The organism is Bellilinea sp. (assembly GCF_034432615.1).
GTDB lineage: Bacteria > Chloroflexota > Anaerolineae > Anaerolineales > Anaerolineaceae > Bellilinea.
Genome location: NZ_DAOUBL010000096.1, coordinates 1 through 5,924, shown reverse-complemented (window position 1 = coordinate 5,924; position 5,924 = coordinate 1). Strand labels below are relative to the sequence as shown.

General features: G+C 47.7%; 8 protein-coding genes. 5 read left to right on the top strand and 3 right to left on the bottom strand.

Going from position 1 to position 5,924, the window contains the following annotated elements:
* The 5 genes from VAE48_RS04460 to VAE48_RS04440 all read left to right on the top strand — a co-directional run.
* On the top strand, window positions 1–1,392 hold a 1,392-nt coding region (locus VAE48_RS04460; RefSeq protein ID WP_322792119.1), incomplete at its 5' end, for a hypothetical protein.
* A 14-nt stretch (window positions 1,393–1,406) separates the two neighbouring features.
* The gene (locus tag VAE48_RS04455) at window positions 1,407–2,369 is read left to right on the top strand and encodes a hypothetical protein (RefSeq protein ID WP_322792118.1); all 963 of its coding nucleotides are present in this window, start codon (window positions 1,407–1,409) and stop codon (window positions 2,367–2,369) included.
* 1 nt (window position 2,370) lies between these two features.
* Window positions 2,371–2,724: a hypothetical protein gene (locus VAE48_RS04450; RefSeq protein ID WP_322792117.1), complete on the top strand. Its 354-nt coding sequence runs from the start codon at window positions 2,371–2,373 to the stop codon at window positions 2,722–2,724.
* 268 nt (window positions 2,725–2,992) lie between these two features.
* Window positions 2,993–3,400, top strand: coding sequence for a hypothetical protein (locus VAE48_RS04445; protein ID WP_061918906.1), 408 nt, complete (start codon window positions 2,993–2,995; stop codon window positions 3,398–3,400).
* Window positions 3,397–4,386 (top strand): site-specific integrase, encoded by a 990-nt coding sequence (locus VAE48_RS04440; RefSeq protein WP_322792116.1) that lies wholly within the window; start codon window positions 3,397–3,399, stop codon window positions 4,384–4,386. Before VAE48_RS04445 ends, VAE48_RS04440 begins: the two co-directional genes overlap by 4 nt.
* A gap of 1 nt (window position 4,387) precedes the next feature.
* Here the strand turns inward: VAE48_RS04440 and VAE48_RS04435 are convergent, their stop codons facing one another.
* The 3 genes from VAE48_RS04435 to VAE48_RS04425 are packed head-to-tail and all read right to left on the bottom strand — an operon-like array spanning window position 4,388 to window position 5,754.
* On the bottom strand, window positions 4,388–4,765 hold the full coding sequence (locus VAE48_RS04435) for a PH domain-containing protein (RefSeq protein ID WP_322792115.1): 378 nt from the start codon (window positions 4,763–4,765) through the stop codon (window positions 4,388–4,390).
* Window positions 4,766–4,786: 21 nt separating this feature from the next.
* Window positions 4,787–5,173, bottom strand: a complete 387-nt coding sequence (locus VAE48_RS04430) for a HEPN domain-containing protein (protein ID WP_322792114.1) — start codon at window positions 5,171–5,173, stop codon at window positions 4,787–4,789.
* On the bottom strand, window positions 5,170–5,754 hold the full coding sequence (locus VAE48_RS04425) for a hypothetical protein (protein ID WP_322792113.1): 585 nt from the start codon (window positions 5,752–5,754) through the stop codon (window positions 5,170–5,172). Before VAE48_RS04425 ends, VAE48_RS04430 begins: the two co-directional genes overlap by 4 nt.
* Between the last annotated feature and the right edge of the window lie 170 nt (window positions 5,755–5,924).

Here is a 5,924-nt window from a genome sequence, read left to right as displayed (position 1 = left end):
CTGGTCAGTGGCACAACCTACAATGTGACCCGCAACCTGGACGGAAGCGGTGCGAATAGCTGGCCGGCAGGGACGCCATTTGCTGTGCTTGGTCAGTCTGGGCAGGGACGAATCGAATTGAATGCATATGATACACCCAGGATACAACTGATCCGGCAAGGAGCAACCTACAACGCGCAGACCGAGATCATCCGTATCGGCGATCTTAACGGTAATTGGGGATACACCTCTCAAAAATGGGGAGTGGCCATTGGTGAATATGCAAGCGGTAAAGCAAACATTACGATTGACCAGGACGGCGTATTGCGGATACGCAACTTTGCTACGGACATTATCAAACTGTCTGGTACAGATGCCACGCTGGAAAATGTCCTGAAAATCGCCGGTACTTCCAGCGCAATTGCAATTGGTAACCCACCGCCGACTTCTTCAACTGCCGGAACTGGATTGTGGATAGACAGAACTGGTTTGTATGGGCTTAATGCGAATGTCAGGCAGGCATACTTTGGGAGTGATGGTAAGTTGTATGGGGGTGGGGGGAGTGTTATTTTAGATAATCAAGGATTTTCGTTAATTAGTGGAACAACTTACGAATTATTTCGCTCAATAAAGTTTTATAGTAATCTAAACATAATCGCACAAATGTATTGCGTCCAAGCTGTTAATAGTAGGCAATTTTATTTGGGAGTAGAAAGTGGGGCAAATGATTCATCTTTTCAAATAATCAATCGCTCAAATGAAAGTACTGCATTAGTAATGCAGACTAACAGCAATTATGGGTCATCTATATTAAGCGTAGATTCTTCTAGTCTTGGACTTTCTATTTCAAGGTCAATAGTTACTTTAACAAACAGCTATTCAGAATCTTTTGACGTAAATGGTTTAACTATTTCTAAAGATAGTGCAAGTGTTTTTAATATAAATTTAGATGGATTTATCGAAAAATCTACTGCAATATCTTGTAAAGCCATTCGCACCACTGCCCAGTCTATTCCGAACAATGCTTGGACGGCTATTAGTTTTACCCAAGCATTAACAGACCAACGCCCTTCTGGTATCTCGGCTCAATGGTCATCAGGTACTCCGACAAGAATTACCTGTCAAATTGCAGGGTCATATTATATTTATGGGAATGTTTTATTTTCCGCTAACACAACAGGAGCAAGAATGGTAGGAATAAGGCGAAATGGAACAACTATTTTAGCGGTTACAACGGCAAATCCTGTTGGTGGTGGGCTTGCTACTATTCTTAATTTATCCGTGAAATTAGACTTGGTTGTTGGTGATTATATCGAATTAATGGTATTTCAAAACAGTGGTGGTAATTTGAACATAACTTATGATTCAGCCAATCCCCACAGTAATGTTTTGGCTATAACAAGATTAGCATAGAAAGGAGATTAACAATGACTAATCTAGTAGGTTTACAACTCAACGAAAGTCATTCATCCGTTGATTTTCAAAGTATTGCTGATGCCGGTGCGGACTTCGTAACCATCTATATTGGCGGGCAACAGCAGGACGGCAAGCCGGAATTTATCAGCCCGACTGTATTTGCTGATATGGTACAGCGGGCTTATGACGCTGGACTTATAATCGGCGTGCGCTTTGACTTGTGGGTTGGGTACTGGTTGCAAACCAACCGCACAATGGCGGATGTCGAAAAGATGACCGACAGTCAGCACCCGATTATCTCACAACTCATCAGCCTGTTACGCTATAAAGCAATCTCGTTTTTGAGCATTGGTGTTTACGAGATGTCCCTCTCTACCAGTGCAGGTGAGGTTACGGATTCGTGGCTGGCATTTGCCCTGCGGGATGTGGTTGACCGGTTAGAGCGGTTACAGCGCATCGGAACATTACTGCCCTTCAAAATCGGTGTGTACTCACGGGAAAACTTCACAGCCAAATATCCGAGTCTGGATACCTTCGTGGCTTCCCGTCCTGACTTGTATATCCACGCTCCAAAGTGGATAAAGCTTTCTGCACCAACATCACCTCTGACTACCGACCCACCTTTACCATCCAACCAGCCAGTATTCCCAACCCTGCGTGACCTGATTACCCGATATGTAATTATGGCAACCCCACCCAAACCATTTGGTTGGTCGGATAAGCGTGCGAAAGAATGGTCATTCTGGGATTTGGGAACGCAGGAATTTCTGTTGAATGGTGAAAAGGTCGTTGCCGGATACGAAATGTATAACGGTACACGGGAAAATTTCAATGCTGAAATCAATCCCCGCATTAAGCCAACGCCCATTCCACCCGCCGAACCCGAACCAACACCAGAACCAGAGCCGGATACCCTGAAGCAAATTCTGGGAGAACTACAAGCCATCCGGCAAATCTTATCAGAGAGGTTGTGAAATGCAAAAAGACCTGACCATCAAAGAAATTGTTGACTTTATGACCCTCGATCTGTCTGGTCAGAAGCTCAGGCGCAATGTTGCTTTTTACCTTGCGTCCAATCAAAATCTTCTCCGCCCACACTATGAGGCATTTGAGGCACAGCGCAAAGACATTTTCCAGAAGTATGGCAAGCCAGAAGGCGAAAACCTTATCATTCCGCAGGAAAAGATGCAGGACTTCCTTGATGAAATGAAACAATTGCTTGAAAGTAAAGTAACGGTTACTTTGAACACAATCAAATTGGAAGAACTGCCAGAAGAAATCGAGTTTGGCATTCTTCAAAAGATGATGTTTCTGATTGAAGGGGAATAAAAAAACGCAGATCAGGCGTGCCAGCGTCTGATCTGCTCACCTTCCGGTCTCGCGCACGGCCGGTCAGGCTTTAAATTCACGGCTGCGGTGAAAATTGTGGTGAAAGTGGGCGCGGAGGGGCTCGAACCCCCGAACCTTACGGATTGGAATATCTAGCCTGTTAATCACCACTTTTAAGTGGCTTTTTTTGCCGTGCGTGCTATAATTTTATCATGAATCGCCGCTGCGCGCACAGGGCGATCTAAAATACATCCTACGGAGGTGTGGTGTGCCAGCGCCACGACTGAACCGATCGAAGGCGGCCGCATTGGAACGGCTGCTCAATATGCTCTATAAACCTGCCGAACTGGCAGAGGAACTGGGGGTCTCTCACGATACGGTCTATCGCTCGTATATACCGGCCGGTGCCCCGGTGGTACTGGACGCCGGCGGGAAGGTGTGGATCAACGGACGGCAGTTTGCGCAATGGGCGCGCGACTACCTGACCACCACCCGGCGCGGCAAAAGCAAGCCCCCCATGCCGGCCGGGCACGCGTATTGCATGCGCTGCAACCGCGTGGTGATGGTGCAGTCGCCGAAGATGCGCCCCCACAGCCGGCGCCAGAATGTGGTCCAACTCAGCGGCACATGCCCGGAGTGCGGCGGTAAAATTCACCGCTTCATTAAGTCATCATGATCCACCGCCAGAATTACCTCGACGTGAAAGCCTATCTGGACTTCCAGTCCAATGTGCGACAGCTATCGCCGGGCACGATCAACACGCTCTGGTCGCGCCTGCGTCACCTGCTGGAATGGGCAGATGAAAAGCCGTTCAGCAAGTGCGGCCGAATCAGGCCGGCCTTTCCGGTTTATTGCGAGTCGCTGATCGGTAAAAACAAAAAGCCGCTCTCGGCGGCGCATCTCAACGCGATGATGAAAACCTGCCGGGCGTTCCTGAACTGGGCCAAAAGCGAGTACCCGCCGCGCTACAAAAACATGGACGCGCGCTGGGTGGAGAGTCTGCGCCCGTCGCGGGGGCGCAGTGAGCAGGCTCAGCTGGAATCGCGTGAGCTTTATACCCTGGAAGAGGTGCGCAAGCTGGTTAGCTGCCCGGCAGATACGACCGCCCAGCGCCGGATGCGGGCGGCGGTGGCGTTTCTGTTCCTGTCCGGGATGCGGGTTGGGGCATTCGTGACCCTGCCGCTGGAGTGCGTGGACCTGGCTAACCTCCGCGTGTTGCAGCTGCCGGCAAAGGGCGTGCACACCAAGAACAGCAAGGCGGCGGTAACATTCCTGCTAAACATTCCAGATCTGCTGGAAGTGGTGCAGGAATGGGATGCGTTTCTACGGAAACGCTTGCCGCCGGAGGCGTACTGGTATGCGCATCTGGACCGCTTCGGCGAGATCACCACCGAGAAGCCGACCGGCAAGCGGCTGGAGGTGCGCCACAGTCTGCGGGATGATCTAAAAGTCTTATGTGAGCGCGCGGGTGTGGCGTATAAATCGCCGCACAAATTCCGCCACGGACACGCGGTTCACGCGCTCAAGCAAGCCAGGACGCCGGCGCAGATGAAGGCGATCAGCCAGAATCTGATGCACTCCAACATGGGCATCACCGACGGGATTTACGGGAGGCTCGTCAGTGATGATGTCCGGGATATGATTATGGGCCTGGGGAGTTAGGTTATCCCTTCAATTGGGGATGCGCCTGTCCGAGCAGTTGATTCATGATGAAGCTGTAGGCATTGTGGGCTTTATCGGCACCGCGGAACTGGAAAGTGTAATTGCCTGCGGCAGTAAGCAGGGTGATCTCGCTGGTTTGAAAAATCATTCCTTCGTCCACCGAGGCAATGCCGATGATCTGATTGTAGGGGATCGAAACCATTGATTTCTTTTTGGTCAGGAAGGCCTGATCGTAAAAGATGATGCGCCGATCCGTAATGCCGACAAACCCCGTGCCGCCGCCTTTGCAGTCATAAACGGCAAAAATGGTTTCGCCGGGAATGATGTAACCGCGGATGCGGTCATATTGTGCTTTGTTGTCGTAATAGGGTTCTGTCATTGGAATAAACCCTCTCTATGGTTATATCAATTTGCTCCTCGACCAGTTTAGCAACTCGTTGGCATAACGGATACTTTCATAAGTCAAAGATTGATAGTTTTTAGTTGCTATTTGATCTTCGTAATCACATTCTTTGCGATTTTCCCACAAGCGTTGAAGTTTTATACCTTTCTTTCTATAAACTATATCATTGTGTTTTTGATAGAATTCGATCAATTCTTGATGAACCGAACGTTTTTTTGTTAGAGTAAAGCCATGTTGAGAAGCCAATAACTTAATGGGATGAAAAACGGAATAATAAGCCCGACTGGCTGCACTACGGTAACCGGCCTCTGTCAGGCTTGGATCGGTAATGTTCCTGACAAGATATTTAGCTAAATTTAGGTAGTTTCCCCAATCAAAGCTCATGAGAAATCGAGATTGAACAAAATGCGCTGGTTAATGAGATCAAGCTGATGTACCAGCCAGGTATCATCGAATATATCAAGTTTATCCAATTGTTCGTCAATATCGCCGGTTGCCTTGATATTTGCGCGCAAGATTTCATAATCAATTTCCGGATCATTTCGTAGTTCTAAAATAATTTCAGCATCTTCACCGAAAATTTGTTTGACTACCCTGCTGGCTTCCGCCAATACAGGCCGTAAATCTGTATTTTTTAACAGGAATTTATTGACCTCTGCCGGGTTGATCATTTTTAACCTAAATAAATCAGGTTTTGAGAGATTATAAGCATACAATATCATTACATTTATAACACCTTTTTTCTCTATCCATTCATCGAGTTGTCCAATCGTTAAGGTGTCACTACCTCGAATGCGGTAAAGAGCAGTGCCGCCGGATGGAAAGTAAGCAGAAGCCAGTAAAGATCTTTCTACAAATCCTAAAGAGGCACGATGTTTATAAGTGGTTAACTCTTCCTTATTGCCCAGCTTTATAACGCCGGTTGCCGATAAAAATGGTATTTCATCTGTGGTTATCACATTCATTTTATCATCCCATTAAATTGTTCAGAATTCTGAGAGCATATTCAAATTTGGAATGCTGCAAAACTCCCAGTTCATCCCGGCCGGGGAGTTGATTTGTTTCAAAATGAACATTGAGATGAGCCCCGACAACGTTTGGCATTGGCGGTTCAAGAATCAGGTCATGCCGTGCT

Excerpts from the sequence above, each read along its gene's own strand:
- VAE48_RS04455 (WP_322792118.1), top strand. The coding sequence starts at position 1,407 with ATGACTAATCTAGTAGGTTTACAACTCAACGAAAGTCATTCATCCGTT.
- VAE48_RS04440 (WP_322792116.1), top strand. The coding sequence starts at position 3,397 with ATGATCCACCGCCAGAATTACCTCGACGTGAAAGCCTATCTGGACTTC.
- VAE48_RS04450 (WP_322792117.1), top strand. The coding sequence starts at position 2,371 with ATGCAAAAAGACCTGACCATCAAAGAAATTGTTGACTTTATGACCCTC.
- VAE48_RS04435 (WP_322792115.1), bottom strand. The coding sequence starts at position 4,765 with ATGACAGAACCCTATTACGACAACAAAGCACAATATGACCGCATCCGC.
- VAE48_RS04425 (WP_322792113.1), bottom strand. The coding sequence starts at position 5,754 with ATGAATGTGATAACCACAGATGAAATACCATTTTTATCGGCAACCGGC.
- VAE48_RS04430 (WP_322792114.1), bottom strand. The coding sequence starts at position 5,173 with ATGAGCTTTGATTGGGGAAACTACCTAAATTTAGCTAAATATCTTGTC.